The following is a 19,741-nucleotide window of genomic DNA, read 5'->3' as shown; positions in this document are numbered from 1 at the left end:
ACAGCGCACAAAACGCAGGAAAAATCTCATGAGTTTTGAACAGGCCGTGGCTCTGGTTATGAGCCGTGGCGTGGAGGGCGGCTATACCAGCCTCGCCTCCGATGCGGGCAACTGGACTGGTGGGAGGGTCAACGCGGGTCGGCTGGTCGGGACGCAGTTCGGTATCAGCGCCCCGGTCCTTGGTGCGTGGCTGGGGAGGGAGGCTACCAGAACCGACATGATCGGGCTGAGCCGCGAACAGGCAGCCGCGATTTATGAGCAGCGCTATTGGCGTCCTTTGTGCTGTGACCATATGTCCGGCCCGGTCGGCGGACTGGTCTTCGATGCGGCCGTCAATCAGGGGCCGGCCAGCACTGTCCTGATGGTGCAGCAGGCTGCAGACGTTCGTCAGGATGGCGAGATCGGTCCGGTGACGCTGGCGGCTCTGAACGGTGCCGATCAGTCTGATTTACATGCTGAAATCGCCAGGCTGCGTGCTGAACGTTACCGCGCCACATCAGACTGGTCGCGCTTCGGCAAGGGCTGGATGCGGCGCCTGATGCGCGTGGTCGCGGCAACGGCCGCTTTTACCTGACATATCACCCCTTATCATAAACGGAGACAGACCCATGAACTGGTCCCCTCTGATTGATGCTGTGGCACAAGGCGGCGCCTATATCGCCACGACTGTTCTGGTGCCGGGTGTGCTGGCCTGGGCGGCACGGCGCTGGAATATCAATGCCGAATGGAGTGGCACGATCCAGCAGGCTGCCGGGGCTGCCTATGCTGCGGCGGTTGCCAGTGGTCGACCGGTAACGGACCCCTCTGCCCGTGCGGCGGCCCTGTCGGCGGGGGTGGAGTATTTGCGCCAGCGTGCCAGACCGACGATGCTGCATGCACAGGGCATCACAACGGACGCCGCGGCCATGGCGGCGGTGGAGGCCGGTCTCGGTACTCTGCTGGCGCGTGATCCAACGGTCGGGGCAGCGAATGGTGGCGCCGCGCAACTCCATTGAACGGCATTGGCATCATCAGGAACAAAAAGGATGGAGGACAGATTGCTCTGTTCTCCATCCCTTCCATCTGTATTCAAGCCGGAGGAACGTTTCTGTCGGGTCAGAAGCGGGTGATCAGGGTTCCGCCATGTCCATCTGAGAAAAAGGCAAAGTTCCGTCCCCCGAGAGAACCGGGATCGAAATCCAGCGTCGCCTTTGCGCCGTTTTGCGCGGTCAACTGCAACAGGCCGGTGCTTGCGGAGTAATCTGATTTCAGGTTGCGTGCTGACAATCCCTGAATATCAATGAATTCCATTCTGCCGAAATCTTTCAGCAGCGGGCCTGTATAGGATGCCGTGCCGACATTGTTTCCGAAGGTGGAAGCATTATCGATCACGAGCTGTGAGGCAAAACCCTTGAAGTCGATCTTGATTCCTCCACTGACCGTGGATGCAAACTCGGCTGTGGAGAGTATGTTCAGCTTGAATGTGCCATTGCTGGCTGCATCGACCGGCTGGGATATCACCTGCGTGGAGAAGGCACGGATATTGACACTGTCGTTGAAGGGCTTGTTAGCCGCTGTTTCGGTCGCGACTACGGAGGTCGTAGCGGATGTGCTGGCACCACCGGAATCCGTGACGGTCAGTGTCAAACCTGTGGTTTCCTGCGTACCAGCTGCCGCATGATGGGGGGTGGGGTTAAACACCAGCCCTTTCAGCGCCTGTGAAACCTGATCTGCTGTTCCGGTTACCTGATAGATGCCCTGGGTGGCATCATAGGTACCGCCCGACAGATTGGAGAGAGAGCCGTTGCTGGCGTTGGACAGTTTGACGATAGCGGTTTCGGTTTGCCCGAAATCCGGCTCGGCGATGACAGTGCCGGCAAAGGGAGAAACATGGCCAACATCCAGAATTTTCAGGCTGGAGCTGGAAAGTCCTGTAATGAGCGGCGCATTGTTGACAGCGGTTGTAATGACCGAGGTGATGCTGTCGCTGGCGCTCACACCATCCTGATCGGTGACATCGATCCTGAAGCCGGTGGTGACAGTGCTGCCGGGTGTCACCTGATGTGCATTGGGCACAAACACCAGATTACGCAGTGCCGCGTTTACACTGTCGACTGAGCCAGTCACCTTATAAACGCCGGTTGCGGCATCATAGCTGCCGCTGCCCAGAGATGTCAGGCGTCCGTTCAGCGCGGATTGGGTGATGGTGACTGTTTCCGTCTCATTGAAACCCGTATCTGCGATCTGCACATTTGCAAACGGGTTCAGCGAGGCATTGTCATTGACTGCCTGATTGCCAGCCGTACCGGAGATGGAGAGAATATTTGTGATGGCTGCGGGAACGTAATGGCCGACATCAATCTCGACAATGCCGGCATTGGCGAGCTGGGATACCGGGATCGGAGCGGGATTGTTATAGCCCCACGGATTGGCCAGATTAACGTAAGCCTCACCATTTATATAGGAGAGGCCGGTCAGCATATAGGCGTGGCTCCCCACAAGCCCATAGCTGAGCGATGAAGTGCCCGTATCCATCACGACCAGGCTTTTCGTCGCCAGAAGGCCCTGCAGCATTTCGGCACTCATATAGGGATAGTAGGCCTGTGCCGTCTGCCCGGTCAGCATCATCAGCGTTGTGGTTGGATTGCCGCCATAAGCGATCGAGGAATATCCACCGCCCAGAGTGGCAATGGCTTTTTCCAGAACCTGCGGCCAGATTTCCTTGGTACCGTTGACGACGTTCTGGCTGGAGCCGTTATTGACCCCGGAGTTGAGAAAGGTATTGGTGACTGTGACCGTGGTCGCCACAAAGTTGGTCTCCCCATAATTGGGAATAGTGCCTCTGGCCGACATATAGAGTGTGACGGACTCGGTGCCATCGGCATTCCTGGTAATCATCCGCTCAATGGCGCCGGGATACCACATCGCCAGTTCACCGATGGAGGAAAGGACGTAGCAGTCACCGATCTGGCCCTGATGGATATCGGTATAGCTGATGGCTGTACTGTCGCCTGGCTCAGTCAGATACAGGGCCTGGTTGGGATAGGTATAGGTTACCTGGCTCGAGAGCGGATCGCTGTCACCATACCGATAGCTGTAAGTGAAGGGTTTCCAGCCCTGCTCTAAAGGCCCCTGTGCGCCTGTATCTTTTTTAAGGCTCATGCGAGGGAGATTCCTTTGGATAGAGGCCGATAAAAAGGCGGGGATGAAAAAAGATGATACGGCTCTCGAACGGCTTTGATCGTTTCACGAAATGAACTCCAACGCAATAAAATTAACAACTTTAAGTTTATAAGACAGCTATCAGCTCAAAGTATTCTCCTATGCATGGGGGGGAGGCCGTGCCTTGAATAAGTGGATCATAAATGTTATGTTATAACATAACTATGTCCTCCATCTTTTCTTCAGGGACCATCGGAATGGATCAACCAGCTTCCCCCGATCAGGACCGCCGCCTGCCCGTAACCGTCCTTTCCGGCTTTCTGGGAGCCGGAAAGACGACGCTGATGAACCATGTCCTGCATAACCGGGATGGGCTGCGTGTTGCGGTGATCGTCAATGACATGAGCGAGGTGAATATCGACGCCGATCTGATCCGGGCCGATATGGCGAGTGACGGAACCGGTGGTGCGGTGGCCCGCACGCAGGAAACGCTGGTGGAGATGAGCAATGGCTGCATCTGCTGTACCTTGCGCGATGATCTGCTGATTGAGGTCCGTCGGCTGGCCGAGGCCGGGCGGTTCGATTACCTGCTGATTGAATCCACCGGCATTTCCGAGCCTCTGCCTGTTGCTGCGACCTTCGATTTCCGGGATGAGAATGGGGTCAGCCTCGGTGACATTGCCCGGCTGGATACGATGGTCACCGTGGTGGATGCCGCCAATCTGCTGAATGATTATTCCTCTGCCGATTTCCTGCGGGATCGTGGTGAATCACTCGGCGATGAAGATGAGCGTACGCTGGTCGACCTTCTGGTCCAGCAGATCGAGTTCGCGGATGTAGTGATCCTCAATAAAATCGACGCTGCGACACCGCAGCAACTGGCAGCGGCCCGCACCATCATCCGCTCCTTGAATCCGGAGGCCGATCTGGTCGAGGCCAGCATGAGCCGTGTCGATCTTCATCGTGTGCTGAAGACCGGGCGCTTCGATTACGAGAAGGCCCAGACCCATCCGCTGTGGTACAAGGAGCTGTACGGCTATGCGGAGCACAAGCCGGAGACCGAGGAATATGGTATCCGCAGCTTCACCTACCGCGCGCGCCGTCCGTTCCATCCGGCGAAGTTCCATGCGTTCCTGAACACGTCCTGGCCGGGCGTTGTGCGGGCAAAGGGACATTTCTGGCTGGCGACCCGCCCGGAGTGGGTGGGCGAAATGAGTCAGGCCGGGGCGTTGATGCGGCATCAGGCAATGGGGCTGTGGTGGGCCGCCATCCCCCGGACACGTTGGCCGGATCATGCCGAATGGCGGCGTATGCTGGATTCGAATTGGGACGATGTGTTCGGCGACCGGCGGCAGGAACTGGTGTTCATCGGCGCGGAGATGGACGAGGCTGCGATCTGTGCCGCGCTCGATGCCTGCCTGGTGGGCGAAAGCGAGGCCGGACCTTTCACGCCCTCCCTCTGGATGCGCCTGCCGGATCCGTTCCCGGCATGGCGGCGGGAAGCGGCGTGATTCATAGCCTGTTTGCCAATCATCAGCAGCGGGCAGGAAACGCCTGTAACGCCGTCTGAACAATCTGGCGCAGGCCGGCATGATCCACGCCTGATGCTGCCTGCACCGACATTCCCTGCGCCACCGTCATCACGAAACGGGCCAGTATGGCAGGGCAGGCGGAAGGTGGCAGATCGCCTTCCGTCCGCGCCCGTTCCAGCCGTTCACACAGGCGGTCTTCATCCAGTTTGCGGCGGCGGATCAGCTCCCGCCGGATAGGCTCGGCGGCTTCCGAGCAGACCAGAGCGCAATTGGTGTCCATGCAGCCGGGCGGATGATCCTGCGGGGCCTGAAGATCGGCGAACCCTGTCAGCACCTGCGATACGACATCCCGTGCAGAGCCTGCTTCCAGCGCACGGGCGAAAAACGAGAGATACAGCGCCTCGTACTTGTCCAGCGCCTTGTGAAACAGCGCTTCCTTGTTGCCGTATGTGGCATACAGGCTGGGCCGGGTAATCCCCATCGCCTCGGTGAGGTCGGACAGGGACGTCCCCTCAAACCCGTTGCGCCAGAAAACATGCAGCGCGGCAAGCAGGGCAGAGTCGGCATCAAAGGCGCGATGACGTCCCATGTGGTGTTTACAATCCTCCTTCCGGTTGAAAACCGGTTTCCCGGATACCATACCAGCCGATATAGTATCGTTCGGTATGATATTCTATCATCATTTTCGGGATGATCTGCCGAGTTCGGGGGGGATGGAAAACGTGATGCAGCGGACAGGTGAGGCTCAGGGGATCAGCAGGCCGGGTTCAGGCGGCACGGGGCGGCGGGAAGCACGGACATGGCGCAATCTGGCGGTTCTGATCCTGCTGCTGGCCGGCGGAGGCTATGCCTGGAAGCAGGGGGCTCTGACGCCTCTTCTGGCGCGGTTTTCATCGGACAAAGCGTCCCATCCTGCTGCAATGCCCGCGCCGGAGGTCATCGTCAGCACGCCGCTGCAACGGAAAGTGGCGGGATATGCAGGGTTTCTCGGCCAGTTTTCCGCCCGCGACAAGGTGGAATTACGGGCCCAGGTTGGCGGCCAGCTTCAGGAGATTCATTTTACCGATGGCCAGATCGTCCATAAGGGTGATCTGCTGTTTGTAATTGATCCACGCCCCTACGAGATCAAACTGGCGCAGGCCAACGCACAGTATCAAAGCGCCGAGGCCCGTGTGACGCTGGCAAAAGTACAGCTCTGGCGTGCCCAGCAATTGCGCCACACTGATTTCGGTACTGCGCAGACGGTGGATCAGCGCACGGCCGATGTGAATGCCGCCCTTGCGGATCTGGATCAGGCGAAAGCCGCTATCCGTGATGCGAAATTGGATCTGGAGTTCACCCATGTCGTTGCCCCCTTCACCGGGCGGATCGGCGCGCATCTGGTGTCCGTGGGCAGTCTGGTCAACGGCAGCCGGGGGGGAGGCGCATCCTCTACCCTGATGGCAACGCTGGTGTCGCTCGATCCGGTCTATCTGGATTTCGATATGAGCGAGTCCGATTACCTCGCCTATGCGCGTGCCAGACAGCATGGAAGCAACGAAGATGCTTTGCACGGCCCATCATCCTCGCTGGATCAGGTGGAGATCATGCTGGGTGATGAGGGTGCTGTCTCCCGACATGGCAGGCTTGATTTCATCGACAATGCGATGGATCGCGGCAGCGGCACCATGCATGCTCGTGCTACCGTGCCGAATGCCGATCTGTTTCTGGTGCCGGGCGCATTTGCGCGGCTGCGTCTGACAGTCACGCCGCCTGCGCCGGTGCTGCTGGTGCCGGCTGCCGCGGTGATGCAGGATCAGACCCGCCATATCGTCATGACCGTTGCGGCGGATGGCACGGTGCGCCCCAAGCCTGTGGAGACTGGCCCGCTGGAGCAGGGTTTGCGCGTGATCCGCTCTGGTCTTTCTCCACAGGATCGCGTGGTGATCGATGGGCTCATGCGGGCGCAGCCGGGCATGAAGGTCTCGGCGAAGCCGGGTGAGATACGCCTGGTTTCCAGTGTCCCGGCCAGTGTTCACTGAGCAGGGGAAGCAGAGACATCATGCGCTTCACCCATACTTTTATTGACCGGCCGATCCTTGCCTCGGTCGTCAGCATTTTTATCACCTTGATCGGCCTTGGCGCCCTGTTCGCTCTGCCGGTCGAGCAATATCCCGATATCGTGCCGCCGACAGTGCAGATCTCCACCTCCTATCCCGGTGCCTCGGCGGAGGTGGTGGACCAGTCCGTCGCGACGCCGTTGCAGCAGCAGATCAACGGTGTGGAGAACATGCTGTATATGAGCAGCCAATCCACCGGGGATGGCAAGCTCAGCCTGACGGTTACGTTTCGCCTTGGTACTGATCTCAACATGGCGCAGGTGTTGACGCAGAACCGCGTGACACAGGCTCTGCCGCGTCTGCCGGATCAGGTGCAGCGTCTGGGCGTGACCGTGCAGAAAGTGACACCGAGCATCCTGCTGGTGGTGCATCTGGTTTCGCCGGATGCATCGCGGGATCAACTGTATCTGTCCAACTATGCCACCTTGCATGTGAAGGACGTGCTGGCGCGTCTGCCGGGGGTGGGGAATGTACAGCTTTTCGGGGGCCGGGATTATGCGATGCGCATCTGGCTTGATCCCGACAAGGCGGCAGCGCATGATGTGACGGCAGAGGAAATCGTTTCGGCTCTGCGGGCGCAGAATATTCAGGTTTCGGCCGGTGTGCTGAACCAGCAGCCAACCCCCTCCGCGGAAGCGTATGAGCTGAATGTACAGACGCTGGGTCGGCTGCATACGGCCGAGGAATTTGCCGACATCATCGTGAAAAATGACCGGCAGGGTCATATCGTGCGTATTCGCGATATTGGCCGGACCGAAGTGGGGGCGCAGGATTACAGTTCGGCCGCTTATCTCGATCTCGGTGAGGCCATTCCGCTGGCAATCTACGCTCAGCCGGGAGCAAATTCCTTGGCTGTGGATCGTGAGGTGAAGGAGGCGATGAAAGTCCTGTCGAAGGATTTTCCCCCCGGTGTTGCCTACACCATTCAGTATGACCCCACCGAATTCATCTCCAAATCAGTGCATGAGGTGGAGGATACAATCCTGATCGCCATTCTTCTGGTGGTCGGGGTGGTGATCCTGTTCCTGCAGACATGGCGCGCCTCGTTGGTGCCGGTGATTGCCATTCCGGTCTCGTTGATCGGTACGTTCACCGTGCTCGCCCTGTTCGGTATCACGCTGAACAATCTGTCATTGTTCGGGCTGGTGCTGGCGGTAGGCATCGTGGTCGATGACGCCATCGTAGTGGTGGAGAATGTGGAGCGTAACCTCCGGGCCGGTATGTCACCCTCCGAAGCCGCGCATCGCACGATGGATGAGGTCGGCGGCGCATTGATCGCCATTGCCCTGACCTTATGCGCGGTGTTCGTGCCGTCGGCATTCCTCTCAGGCATCACCGGAGCTTTCTTCCGTCAGTTCGCGGTGACCATTGCAGCGTCCACCGTCATTTCGGCGATTGTCTCGCTGACGCTCAGCCCGGCTTTATGCGCGGTGCTGTTCCGTCCGCATGATCATCACACACCGCGGGGTACCATCTTATCCCGTCTGGTGGCGCGGGGCTTCGCGCTGTTCAACCGGGGCTTCGACTGGCTGTCCGATCGCTATGGCCGGTTGACGCGGGTGTTGTTGCGTGGGGTGGGGCTGGTCATGCTGGCTTATGCCGGGCTGATCGCGCTGACCGGCTTGCAGTTCTCCCGCGCGCCCACCGGCTTTATCCCGGATCAGGATAAAAGCTATCTGGTCACTCTGATCCAGCTTCCTCCCGGCGCTTCGCTGGATCGCACCAAGCAGGCGGTGATGGAGGTCACCAAAATCATCATGGAGACGCCCGGTGTCTCTCATGCGGTGCCCTTCGCCGGCCTGGATATTGCCAGCAGCACCAATGCCTCCAACGCCGCGACGGTGTTCTCCACCCTGAGGGATTTCGACGAGCGCGAGAAAAAAGGTCTCTCGGCGCCGGTGATCCTGAAAGACATGCAGCGGCGGCTTTCCGTGGTGAAGGACGCCTTCGTGTTGACCGTCGCCCCGCCACCGGTGGAGGGCATTGGCGAGGCTGGCGGTTTCAAGCTGATGGTGCAGGACCGCACCGGCGTCAGTGCGAAGGAGCTGGAGCAGGCGACGCAGCAACTGGTTGCCGCAGCTCGGAAAGATCCGGCTCTGGCCGGGATCTTCATGCTGTTCAACACGGGCACACCCTCGGTTTATGCCGATATGGACCGTCAGAAGGCGGAAAAGGTCGGGATGACGCCGGGTGACGTGTTCGGAGCGATGCAGCTTTATCTTGGCTCGACCTATATCAACGACTTCAACTATCTGGGCCGCACCTATCAGGTTGTGGCGCAGGCGGATGGGCAGTTCCGCCGTACCCCCGACGATATCGGACGGCTGAAGGCGCGTAATGCCAGTGGTCATATGGTCCCTATCGGCACAGTGGCGCGCTTCGCCGATACCACGTCGCCTTACCGGATGCCGCGCTATAACCTGTATCCCTCGGCCGAGATCATGGGCGGCGCGGCCCCCGGTGTTTCCTCCGGCACTGCGCTGGCGCATATGGAGCGGCTGGCGGAGCAGGTTCTGCCGCACGGATTCGGCGTGGAATGGACCGAGCTTGCCTATCAGCAGCAGATGAAGGGAACGCCGACCCTGCTGGTATTCGGCGCGGCGGCGCTGTTCGTGTTTCTGGTGCTGGCGGCACAGTATGAAAGCTGGAAACTGCCACTGGCGGTGGTGTTGATTGTGCCGATGTGTCTGCTGGCGGCGGTGACCGGCCTGTTATGGCGTGGCATGGCCATCGATATTCTGGCGCAGATCGGTTTTGTGGTGCTGGTTGGTCTGGCTGCGAAAAACGCCATCCTGATCGTCGAATTCGCCCGTCAGGCCGAGGATGAAGGTGCTAGCCCTGCGGCCGCTGCCGAGCATGCCGCCCGTACCCGTCTGCGTCCCATTCTGATGACCTCGCTGGCCTTTATTCTGGGCGTGCTGCCGCTGGTCGTCGCGACCGGGGCAGGGGCGGAGATGCGGCAGTCTTTGGGAACCACCGTGTTCGCGGGCATGCTGGGTGTCACCGGTTTCGGCCTTTTGCTGACCCCGTCTTTCTATACGCTGATCGCCCGGATCGGTCGCCAGCATGGCCGGCCCTCATGATCCGTGTAAAGTTACGGAACAGGATGAAGCGGGGCTGAGTGATGAGCTATTTGATCGTCTTTTTCGGTGCCGGGATTGGCGGTATGGCACGGCATATGGTCAATCTGACCGCGATGCGCTGGGGGCTGACGGAATTTCCGTTCGGCACGTTGTTCATCAATATGCTCGGCTCGTTCCTGATCGGTGCGGTGGTGGAGACATTCGCTCTCAAGGCCGGGTTACCGCAGCACTGGCGGCTGTTTCTGACCACCGGCATTCTCGGCGGGTTTACCACGTTTTCCGCCTTTTCGCTGGAAACGGCGCTGCTTTATGAGCGCGGCAAAGTGATTCTCGCCGCTTCTTATGCGGTGGCGTCGGTGACGTTGTCAGTGGGGGCGCTGTTTCTTGCATTGCATCTGGTGAGGACACTGATACGGGGATAAAAACGGTCATAAACCGTCTGATTGAAAAATAAGAATACAATAAACGCGCCGGTATCGATCGGCGCGTTTTTTTATTCAATGCCCATCGTAAAAAATACTCATTTTATAAAAACAGCCATTTTCTCAGTCTCCCATGCGGGTGTATTTTTCAGATCAATAAACTATGCTGAGAATGTGAAGTGATAAAAGCAGTCAGGATAAAGAGAGTGTTTTTTTGGCGACATGTTTGAGAAGATCATTTTCTGAAACTGCTGAACACTGTTCATACAACCGCAAGTTTATTTGATAGCTGATCTTTTATTCTGGAAAGAACGGGGCTGTTCGCTGTGATCTACGCAGAAGCGCCCATGATTTTGGGCATGTAACACGGATGCTTCACGAGCTTTTTCATAGCGAGATTAATCAGGACTCTTCTGCCGCATTGCAGTGTGTGCCGAGGAAAACAACATTACCCTCTTGGCTGTTTTTCGATGCTGACTGGTACGCAGTAAAATATGGCAAGCCGGATGGCTGGCATCATTATCGGGATGAAGGCCATCAGTCAGGTTTCTGCCCCAATGCACTGTTTGACGAACAATGGTATGTGAATGCCAACCCTGATGTGCGGACTGCGATAGAGCGGGGTATATTCACCTGTGGCTACGATCATTATTTCAAGGTCGGCCATAAAATCCGTTCTCCCAACTGGTTGTTCGATGAGGCGTGGTATCAGCGGACCTATCCCGACCTGTTCCGCTTTGACGGGCCGGTCGGCAGAGGGGATTTTGTCAACGGGTTTGATCACTATCTGCGCGAAGGCGCGGCGGAAGGGCGGCAGCCGGGCCTGTTTCTGGATCCCGATCTGTGGAACATGTTCAGGCCCGCCCATGTCCCGCCAAAAAAGGAAGACCGCAGCCTGATCGAGGATGTGTTCGATCTCGCCGGGCAGGGGCTTTATCCGCGCTCCTCCTGGTATTTCGATGCGGAATGGTACCTGCAAAACTATCCGGCAGTGGCGGAGGAGATAGCTGCCGGACGATGGATCAGTCCGCTGGCACATTACCTTGGCAATGACACGCCTCATGCCTTCAATCCAAATCCGTTTTTCTCGGAGGAGGAGTATCAGTCCGGCAATACGGATCTGGACGGCTTCCTGCAGGGAGGCCGCTTCCGCAACGGATATATGCATTTTCTGGAATTCGGCATTCAAGAGGGGCGTCCTCCGCGTCACGACTTGCAGCTTCCGTCAACAGATGCACAGTCGACCCTGAACACGGCCAGCAACATTATTCGTGATCCTTTTGCGCTGCACATTGCCCGTCAGATCGAGGGCTTTGTGCAGGAAGAGGAGCCAGTCCCGACCGAAAGCCAGACGCGGTTCCTGTTTGCCCGGCAGGCGCGCAACACGCTGGCCTGTCTGATGCCGCACGGGCTTGATTTCTCCCGTGACGATAGCGTGCCTCCGACGGTCTCCGTGATGATCGTGATGCATAATCAGTTTCATCTGACCATGCAGACACTGGCTTCGCTCGCGGCACAGAAAGTCGATCTGGAGGTGATCCTGGTTGATTCAGGTTCGCGCGATGAAACCACAGCCATTGAACGCTATGTGCATGGCGCGAAGGTGATCCATTTTTCCACCAATCGCGGCTATATCGCCGGTTGTAATGTCGGGCTGGAGCATGCCCGTGGCCTCTATACGCTGTATCTGAACAACGATGTGGTGTTGGGGCCGCTCGCACTGGAGCGGGCGGTCCGGCGTCTGGCGGCCAACCCGCAGGCCGGTGCTGTTGGTGGAAAGATTATCCGCACCAACGGGGCGTTGCAGGAGGCTGGTTGCATCGTCTGGCGGGACGGGCGCACCCATGGGTATGCGCGTGATTATCCGGTTGATGCACCGGAGGCCAATTTCGTGCGGGAGGTAGATTTCTGCTCGGCTGCCTTTCTGTTGACCCGCACGGAGCAGGTGCAGGCGCTGGGTGGCTTCGATCCGGTCTATCGTCCGGCCTATTATGAGGATACCGATCTCTGCCTGCGGCTGAAAAAACGCGGCTATGTCACGCTGTACGATCCGTCGGTCGTGATCCACCATTATGAATACGGATCATCCAGCGCAGGCTGGGCTGCGCGCTCCATCGGGCGGGCGCGGGATATTTTCTGCCGTCAGCATCGTGATGTGCTGAGATTTCATCATGGTTTCAGCGAAACAGGCTTTCATCGCGCCCGCAGCGCCAGACGGCGTCAACTGCGTATTCTGCTGGTCGAGGATCGGATGCCGATGCGGTATCTGGGGTCCGGTTATGTCCGGACCAATGACATCATCCGGGCCATGGATGCGCTTGGTCATGCCGTCACGGTGTTTCCGCTGCATCCCGACGCTACCCTGGCGCTCGACTGGCGGACGGATTTTCCGGACCGTGTCGAAGTCATGCATGATCGCCGTTTCGACAGGTTTGCAGATTTTCTGAGCAGCAGACCGGGGATGTACGATATTCTCTGGATTGCCCGGACACATAATCTGCGCCTGTTGGCACCGGTTCTGGACTCTGTCGCCTCCAGCGTTTCTGGCAGCACAATCGTGCTGGATACCGAGGCCGTGGTGGCGCCCCGTGAAATAGCCCATCGCCAGTTGACCGGGCGGAGTATCAAGGACGTCCCAACGGTGGAGATGGAGCTGGACTGCGCACGTTTCGCCCAGCGGATTATCGCCGTGAACGATATTGATGCCGAGATTATCCGCAAGGCCGGATACTCGACCATTGATACGCTCGGGCATTACGTGCCGCAGCGTGGTGAAACGCCGGGTTACGAGGAGCGCAGGGATCTCCTGTTTGTCGGCGCATTGCATGGGACCATGTCACCGAATTATGACAGTCTGCTCTGGTTTCTGCATGCGATCATGCCGATTGTTCAGGACAAGATGGGGCGGCATCTTAAAATCACCCTTGTCGGGCATGTGGCGCCCGGCACGGATACAGGGCCCGTTGCCAGCCTGCCCAGCGTCAATTTCGTGGGGCCGGTCGATGATCTGGCGCCGCTTTATAGCCGTCATCGTGTTTTTGTGGCCCCGACACGATTTGCCGCCGGTATCCCCTACAAGGTTCATGAGGCCGCTTCTTACGGCATTCCGGTTGTCGCCAGCTCTTTGCTGTGCCGCCAGCTCGGTTGGTCAGACGGGGTGGAAATCGCAGATGGCGGCGATGATGAGCGGCAGCGTTTCGCGGATCGCATTCTGGCGCTGTACCGGGATGAGACCTTGTGGAACAGCATCCGTAACGGAGCCTATGCGCGTATTCTACAGGATCACTCCCAGGAGGCCTATCAGCAGCGGCTGCAATCCATTCTGGAAGAAACCATGCGTTGATTTTTATCTTTTATGATTTGTTTAAATCAATAAACAAAAAGTTTAAAATAAATCAACAAATAAACTAAATAGTTTAATAGTGAATAAAAATTATTTATTGAAAATATATAACACGTCCATTATGAATATATTTGAAATTTGTTCACTTGGCCGGACCATCAGGCTGTCCCGTTCCCTCGTTCCATGCGTAGGTAAATCCCATGACAGACTATACAACGAGTTCAGGCGTCGTTTATTCCGTGACCCCGGTTTATTTTTTTGGAGTGCTGACTTCCTACAAGGTCGTCATCACGGATCCTGACGGGACCAAGACAAATCTGGGTAATGTGTCTCCCTCGCATGTTCTCAACGGAAATGGATTTTCTTTCACCCTGGCCTCTGTTCTGGCCGGTTCAAACTATGTGGTGGTGCCGGGCGCATCGGGCACAATCACGATTGCCGCCAGCCTGGCAACGCTGAACAATAACACTTTCTATGTTGGTGGTACAGCAAACATTAACGTTCTGGCTTCAGGCTTGAGTGGCCTGACACTCAATGTCGATGGCGGAGCAGCAAGCCTGACGAATGGCAATGTGGCAGGTCTACTGAGCGGATCAACCGTTAATATTACGAATGGTGGCGTATTTTCCAATGGCACTGCCTTTGCGTCTGTGCTGGAGAACAGCACGATTAATTTCGGCAATGGCGGTGGTACCCTGATTGTCAATGCTGGTGGAGCAGTAATCAATTTGTCCAGCACCTCCATCAACAATTACAATCCATCAAAAGATACGATCGAATTCCAGAATACCGTCGCGCATGTCAAATCCTATACGATCAGCGCATCCGGGGCCGCCCGTACTATTACTTTGTACGGTGATAACGGACAGCAGATCGGTCACTACACGGCCAATCTCGCAGCAGGTGTCACGCTCAATGCCGGCACGTACTATACAGACAGCGGCAATAATCCACTGGCCATAGGCTATGCGGGCGGAAATACCTTTATTGGTGCCTGTTTCCTGGCTGGCTCCATGATCGGCACACCGGATGGAGAACGCCCGGTGGAGGAACTCAAAGCGGGTGATCGGGTGCTCGCCTTCCAGGATGGTGTGCAGCGTTCGGCCGCAGTGACCTGGGCTGGCCATGCCAGTGTGACGGCGCGTGTCGGTTTGCCGGATGATATGGCCGGTTATCCGGTGCGGGTGCTGAAAGATGCGCTGGCTGATGGGGTGCCTTACCGTGATCTGCTGATTACCCCGGAACATTGCCTGTTTCTGGATGGGAAATTCATCCCGGTACGCATGTTGATCAATGGCAGCTCTATTATTTATGATCGGTCCATCACTGATTACCAATATTATCATATTGAAACCGATGACCATGCCGTCATCATGGCAGAGGGTGCCCTGACGGAAAGCTATCTCGACACTGGTAACCGCATCCGTTTCGCAACGGCTGACGGCAATCTCGTGTCCATTGGGCACGGCAATGCCCGTAGCTGGCAGCATGATGCCGCCGCTCCGTTGGCTGTAAGCAGGGAGGTGGTCGAGCCGATTTTCCGCGCTCTTGCCGCACGGGCTGAGACAATCATGCCGGACAGTCGGAATGTGGCACCAGAGCTGACCACAGATGCTGATCTGCATCTGGTGAGCAACGCAGGCCAGACCCTGCGTAAGGTGCGGGAAACCAATGGCAGGGCCGTGTTCATGATCCCGGCCGGCGTTGATACCGTGCGGATCATATCGCGCGCCAGCCGCCCCTGCGATGTGTTCGGCCCGTTTGTCGATGATCGTCGCACTCTGGGTGTCCTGGTTGGCGAGGTCGTGCTGTTCGATGCCGGTTCCGCACAGGCAATCAACCTCACTCTGGCCAATGAAGGCTGGAATGCACGTGATGAGGCCGAGGCGGGCCGCTGGACTGCGGGCAATGCCGTGTTGAAGCTGGATCGCCGGTCGCAGGAGGGTATGGGTATGCTGGCGATCCAGATTCTCTCCGCTGGACCGTATGTCAGTTTCGCTGCCGAGGTGGAGCCTGAGGCACAGTCCGCCTGATCAGCCTGACCGCTCACAGATAATGAAACAGGCGCCCCGGATATAACCCCGGAGCGCCTGTTTTTTGCCTCCTGCCAGGAGGAAGAGGAAGCCGGTCTTTCTCAGAACGGTGCGTCTATATCGACGACATCGATCAGCTTGTGGTTCACGAATTCCTTGATGCCCAGACCGATCAATTCGCGGCCATAGCCGGAGTTCTTGACGCCGCCAAAAGGAAGGTCAGCCTTCACCATGGTCGGGTGATTGATGAATACCATCCCGGTCTCAATTCGGCGGGCCACGCGCTTGCCACGCTCCTCATCGGCGGTAAAGACCGATCCGCCCAGACCATAGGGGGTATCATTGGCGATGCGGACGGCATCGTCCTCATCTTTCGCCCGAAAGATCATGGAGACGGGACCGAAGAATTCCCAATGGCGTGCCGGATTGTCGCCATCAATGTCGGTCAAAATCGTCGGCTGCACGAAAGCGCCCTGATTGGGAACCGGAGCACCCACTTCGGTGGCTTTGGCACCCTGAGCGACGGCATCACGAATCTGCTGCTTCAAGCCATCAGCAGCGGCCTGGGAGGAAAGCGGGGCAAGCGTGGTTTCGGGATCAAACGGGTCGCCTGCACGCAGAGCCGCTACTCCCTTCACATAGCCTTCCATGAACTGGTCATAGACCTTGTCCACAACGATCATACGCTTGGAGGATACGCAGACTTGACCGGCATTCCAGTGACGACCGAACACGGCCCAGTCGATGGTCTTTTTCAGATCGGCATCTTCCAGCACGATGAAGGCATCCGCACCGCCCAGCTCCATCATGGATTTTTTCAGCGCCGCACCCGCGGTGGCAGCCACGGCAGAGCCGGCACGCTCTGACCCGGTCAGGGCCACGCCACAGACACGCGGGTCGTTCAGGATGGTGGTGATCTGATTGCGAGAGGCAAACAGGTTGATGAAGGCCCCTCGCGGCAGCCCAGCCTTCAGCATCAGCGCCTCAAAGGCTTCGGCGGCTTGCGGCACGTTCTGCGCATGCTTCAGCAGCACGGTGTTCCCGGCCGAAAGCTGTGGCGCGATGATGCGGGCAATCTGGTAATAGGGGAAGTTCCACGGTTCGATCGCCAGAATGACGCCCAGCGGCTCATGCACGATCATCGCCTTGCCCTCGGCTGGATCAGCCACCGACAGGATCTCCGGCTGCAGCAGGCGTTCGGCATTGTCAGCGTAGTATTCGAAAATTTTCGCCGACAACTCGACTTCCAGCTTGGCTTCGGTGAACAGCTTCCCCATTTCCAGGGTCAGCAGGCGGGCGTAGCCGTCCAGCTCGCTCCGCAAGATTGCGGCGGCGCTGCGCATAACCTTGGCCCGCTCTGCAAAGGGCGCGTAACGCCAGGACTGAAACGCTGCATGCGCATCGGTGATCGCCCGGGCAATATCAGCATCCGTGGCTTCGGAGAATTGTTTCAGAACGTCCCCATTATAGGGATTGATCGTCGCGTAGCGCATGGACGTCTTTGGCTCCTTGGATCGGCCTGCTGTTCTTGTTGGACAAGGCAAGAGAGGAAGATGGAATCTACGCCCCGCCCGGAGGCGGAAAGTGCTGCCCAGCATGGTGCGCCACAATGGATAAAGCGGTATATGAGTTGTAACTTAAATGAATAGATAGAAATTTGTTATCATCTTTGCCCCCCCCCTGCCGGAGAGCATTGCAGTCGGCAACACATGGCTTACACCATGACGGGCAAGGTGATAGAGTAATCCGGCCCGTGGCTGCATGACGCCTGCGGGTCTCGAACTGACCTGCATGAAGGTGTATGTGCCTTGGATCATCGCGATTTTCTGACCCGCTTTCTGAATGCCTCCTGTAAGGCTATGGATGCTTTTGCAGCAGATGAAGCGGCCCGCGAGACCCTTATCCGCATGGGGGAAGATGTCTGCACCTCCATCCGCAATGGTGGAAAGCTGCTGATTGCGGGCAATGGCGGCAGTGCCGCGGATGCACAGCATATTGCCGCCGAGTTCGTCTCCCGCCTGATGTATGACCGTGCGCCGCTGCCTGCCCTGGCCTTGACGACGGATAGTTCAGCCCTGACCGCCATCGGCAATGATTACGGCTATGAGCATGTGTTCGAGCGGCAGGTGAGCGGGCTGGGACAAAAGGGCGATGTGTTTCTGGGGATCAGCACCTCGGGCCGCTCACCGAACGTCATCCGGGCATTGCAAGCCGCGCGGGAGAAAGGGATCATCACCTTCGGCTTCACAGGCGTCGCGGGTAACGCCATGACCGAGCTGTGTGACCGCCTGCTGCTGGCACCATCACCCCAGACGGCCATTATCCAGCAGATTCATATCACCGCGGCCCATATGCTCTGTGCGGTGGTGGAGCGGACATTGTTTCCTGTATCTTAAATGTTTTTGCCAATCTATTGATCAGATATGCTGTATCCAGTTTTTTCTGAATAGTAAAAGCACATTAAAGTAGGAGTATAAATTTGGTGCAGATTGCTACTCGTTATGGTATGATGATGGTTCCAGATATTAATAATGACATTATTGGTAGATTTCTTTACCATTATGGCGAATGGGCGTGGCTGGAAACACAGTTTATAGCGTCTATCATACCACATAACGCCAAAATTCTGGATATAGGGGCATTTGCTGGAACCTTCAGCTTGGGCTTAGCAGCGCAAGGTATGGTTTCTTCAGTGGTAGCGGTTGAAGCCAACTCTATGATGATTCCATTTTTGAAGAAGAATTTTTCTTCTAACCTTGATGTGCCTTTCACGATTATAGACCGTATTGTTGTGGAAAATACATCTATTCCAATGTATTCACATATAGATAAAGAAAACATTGGTGGCACATTTTTTAGTCATGAGTTGCCGGACGGTAATGAGCCATCAGATGTGATACCGACAATTACTTTTTCTGAAATTCTGGATGCATATGGCCCATTTGACTTGATCAAATTTGACATTGAAGGAAGTGAGCTGGCGGTATTAAGATCTGATGAGGATTTTATTAGAAATACTCAATCCGTTTTATGGATTGAATGCAATGAAAATCAGAAGTCTCTTGATCTGGCTGAGTTTTTGTTATCTTGTGGTTTAAATGTAACATATTTTGCTTTTCCTTCTCATAATCCTGAAAATGCACATGGAAGACAGGATTGTATATTTCCTTGGTCTTATGAAGCAGGCCTTCTGGCAACATCTGATAAAAATACACTTGCTTTAGACATTAAAATCCAACCAGGTTGTATACTTAAACCTATACGGAGCGTGGAAGATATCAGGTTGTCACTCTGGTATACGCCACGATGGGGTATGCTGGACTGGCATGGTCAGTCGATTGAAAGTGTTGTTGCTCTCAGTGGGCATACTTTACGTCAGGATAATTATAAGGATTTTTTGGCAAAAGACTGGAAACCTGGAATTTTTGTCTGGGATAAAATCTCTCAATTAGAGACGTCACTTAATGAAGAAAGAAAAATTTTTGATGAGGAAAGAAACAATTTTGAGATAGAGCGGAAAAGCTTGATAACTTTGAATGAAAATATTTCTTTAGAACTTAATGCTGTCAAGCAAGCGTTGGGTCGTGACTTGGAAACTGCAAATAAAATTATTGCAAATTTTGCGGTTGATTTTTCCGATCTAAAAAGAAGGCTGGTTGACTCTGAATTAAAAACGCTTGATTTTATTGCTGATCATAATAAATTAAATGATGATTACAATCAATTAAATGAAAATTTGAACAAAATAAAAAAAGAAAAGGAATGTTTGGAAGAAAAAAATAAAAACGAAAAGAATATTTTAGAAGAAAAAATTTCAATAATACAAAAGGATGCAAATTCTTTACGGGAAAAATATGATCAGAATTTAAAAGAAATGGGAAATATTAGAGAAAATTATTTTGATTTATTAGAAAAATACAATAGTAATATCAATTACACTGATCAAATTATACGAAGTACGAGCTGGAGAATTGCAAGACATGTGCATGTTCTTCTTAACGCGATGCCACAATTCAAAAAGGCTCTTGTGTTTTCCCGCAAGGCTGGCGGCAGAGTGCGACGTTTTATGAAAAATATAAAGAACTGAG

At 55.8% G+C, this 19,741-nt stretch carries 13 protein-coding genes; 10 read left to right on the top strand and 3 right to left on the bottom strand.

Annotated features, from left to right (window positions below; translation table 11 throughout):
* Window positions 1-28 precede the first annotated feature (28 nt).
* Together GbCGDNIH6_RS07825 and GbCGDNIH6_RS07820 are read left to right on the top strand one after the other, a co-directional pair.
* Entirely contained in the window at window positions 29-574 is a 546-nt protein-coding gene (locus GbCGDNIH6_RS07825) for a glycoside hydrolase family 108 protein (protein WP_072563470.1), read from the top strand.
* A 34-nt stretch (window positions 575-608) separates the two neighbouring features.
* Window positions 609-995 (top strand): hypothetical protein, encoded by a 387-nt coding sequence (locus GbCGDNIH6_RS07820; RefSeq protein WP_011632249.1) that lies wholly within the window; start codon window positions 609-611, stop codon window positions 993-995.
* A gap of 100 nt (window positions 996-1,095) precedes the next feature.
* Here GbCGDNIH6_RS07820 and GbCGDNIH6_RS07815 read toward each other — a convergent pair whose 3' ends face one another.
* The gene (locus GbCGDNIH6_RS07815) at window positions 1,096-3,141 is read right to left on the bottom strand and encodes a C2 family cysteine protease (protein WP_072563469.1); all 2,046 of its coding nucleotides are present in this window, start codon (window positions 3,139-3,141) and stop codon (window positions 1,096-1,098) included.
* A gap of 257 nt (window positions 3,142-3,398) precedes the next feature.
* Between GbCGDNIH6_RS07815 and zigA the strand changes: the two genes are divergently transcribed.
* Complete coding sequence (gene zigA / locus GbCGDNIH6_RS07810; RefSeq protein WP_072563468.1) at window positions 3,399-4,652, top strand: zinc metallochaperone GTPase ZigA; 1,254 nt, start codon at window positions 3,399-3,401, stop codon at window positions 4,650-4,652.
* Between the two features lie 22 nt (window positions 4,653-4,674).
* Here the strand turns inward: zigA and GbCGDNIH6_RS07805 are convergent, their stop codons facing one another.
* Window positions 4,675-5,262 (bottom strand): TetR/AcrR family transcriptional regulator, encoded by a 588-nt coding sequence (locus tag GbCGDNIH6_RS07805; protein WP_072563467.1) that lies wholly within the window; start codon window positions 5,260-5,262, stop codon window positions 4,675-4,677.
* A gap of 136 nt (window positions 5,263-5,398) precedes the next feature.
* Here GbCGDNIH6_RS07805 and GbCGDNIH6_RS07800 point away from each other — a divergent pair, with 136 nt between their 5' ends.
* The 5 genes from GbCGDNIH6_RS07800 to GbCGDNIH6_RS07780 all read left to right on the top strand — a co-directional run bounded on the left by GbCGDNIH6_RS07800 (window position 5,399) and on the right by GbCGDNIH6_RS07780 (window position 15,653).
* Window positions 5,399-6,694, top strand: a complete 1,296-nt coding sequence (locus tag GbCGDNIH6_RS07800) for an efflux RND transporter periplasmic adaptor subunit (protein ID WP_232449756.1) — start codon at window positions 5,399-5,401, stop codon at window positions 6,692-6,694.
* Window positions 6,695-6,714: 20 nt separating this feature from the next.
* Window positions 6,715-9,855: an efflux RND transporter permease subunit gene (locus tag GbCGDNIH6_RS07795; protein WP_072563466.1), complete on the top strand. Its 3,141-nt coding sequence runs from the start codon at window positions 6,715-6,717 to the stop codon at window positions 9,853-9,855.
* 41 nt (window positions 9,856-9,896) lie between these two features.
* Complete coding sequence (gene crcB, locus GbCGDNIH6_RS07790) at window positions 9,897-10,277, top strand: fluoride efflux transporter CrcB (RefSeq protein WP_072563465.1); 381 nt, start codon at window positions 9,897-9,899, stop codon at window positions 10,275-10,277.
* Between the two features lie 370 nt (window positions 10,278-10,647).
* Window positions 10,648-13,620 carry a glycosyltransferase gene (locus GbCGDNIH6_RS07785; protein WP_081370032.1) on the top strand — a complete coding sequence of 991 codons (2,973 nt, stop codon included), beginning with the start codon at window positions 10,648-10,650 and terminating at the stop codon, window positions 13,618-13,620.
* Window positions 13,621-13,820: 200 nt separating this feature from the next.
* Window positions 13,821-15,653, top strand: coding sequence for a Hint domain-containing protein (locus GbCGDNIH6_RS07780; RefSeq protein WP_072563464.1), 1,833 nt, complete (start codon window positions 13,821-13,823; stop codon window positions 15,651-15,653).
* A gap of 101 nt (window positions 15,654-15,754) precedes the next feature.
* Here the strand turns inward: GbCGDNIH6_RS07780 and GbCGDNIH6_RS07775 are convergent, their stop codons facing one another.
* The gene (locus GbCGDNIH6_RS07775) at window positions 15,755-17,146 is read right to left on the bottom strand and encodes an NAD-dependent succinate-semialdehyde dehydrogenase (protein WP_072563463.1); all 1,392 of its coding nucleotides are present in this window, start codon (window positions 17,144-17,146) and stop codon (window positions 15,755-15,757) included.
* A gap of 315 nt (window positions 17,147-17,461) precedes the next feature.
* Between GbCGDNIH6_RS07775 and GbCGDNIH6_RS07765 the strand changes: the two genes are divergently transcribed.
* On the top strand, window positions 17,462-18,049 hold the full coding sequence (locus GbCGDNIH6_RS07765; protein WP_072563461.1) for a D-sedoheptulose 7-phosphate isomerase: 588 nt from the start codon (window positions 17,462-17,464) through the stop codon (window positions 18,047-18,049).
* Between the two features lie 86 nt (window positions 18,050-18,135).
* Window positions 18,136-19,740 (top strand): FkbM family methyltransferase, encoded by a 1,605-nt coding sequence (locus GbCGDNIH6_RS07760; protein ID WP_157692369.1) that lies wholly within the window; start codon window positions 18,136-18,138, stop codon window positions 19,738-19,740.
* Window position 19,741 lies beyond the last annotated feature (1 nt).

Origin of the sequence: Granulibacter bethesdensis (assembly GCF_001889525.1) — a bacterium.
Lineage (GTDB): Bacteria > Pseudomonadota > Alphaproteobacteria > Acetobacterales > Acetobacteraceae > Granulibacter > Granulibacter bethesdensis_C.
The sequence above is the reverse complement of the archived record's forward strand: the minus strand, read 5'-3'. Positions and strand labels throughout refer to the sequence as shown.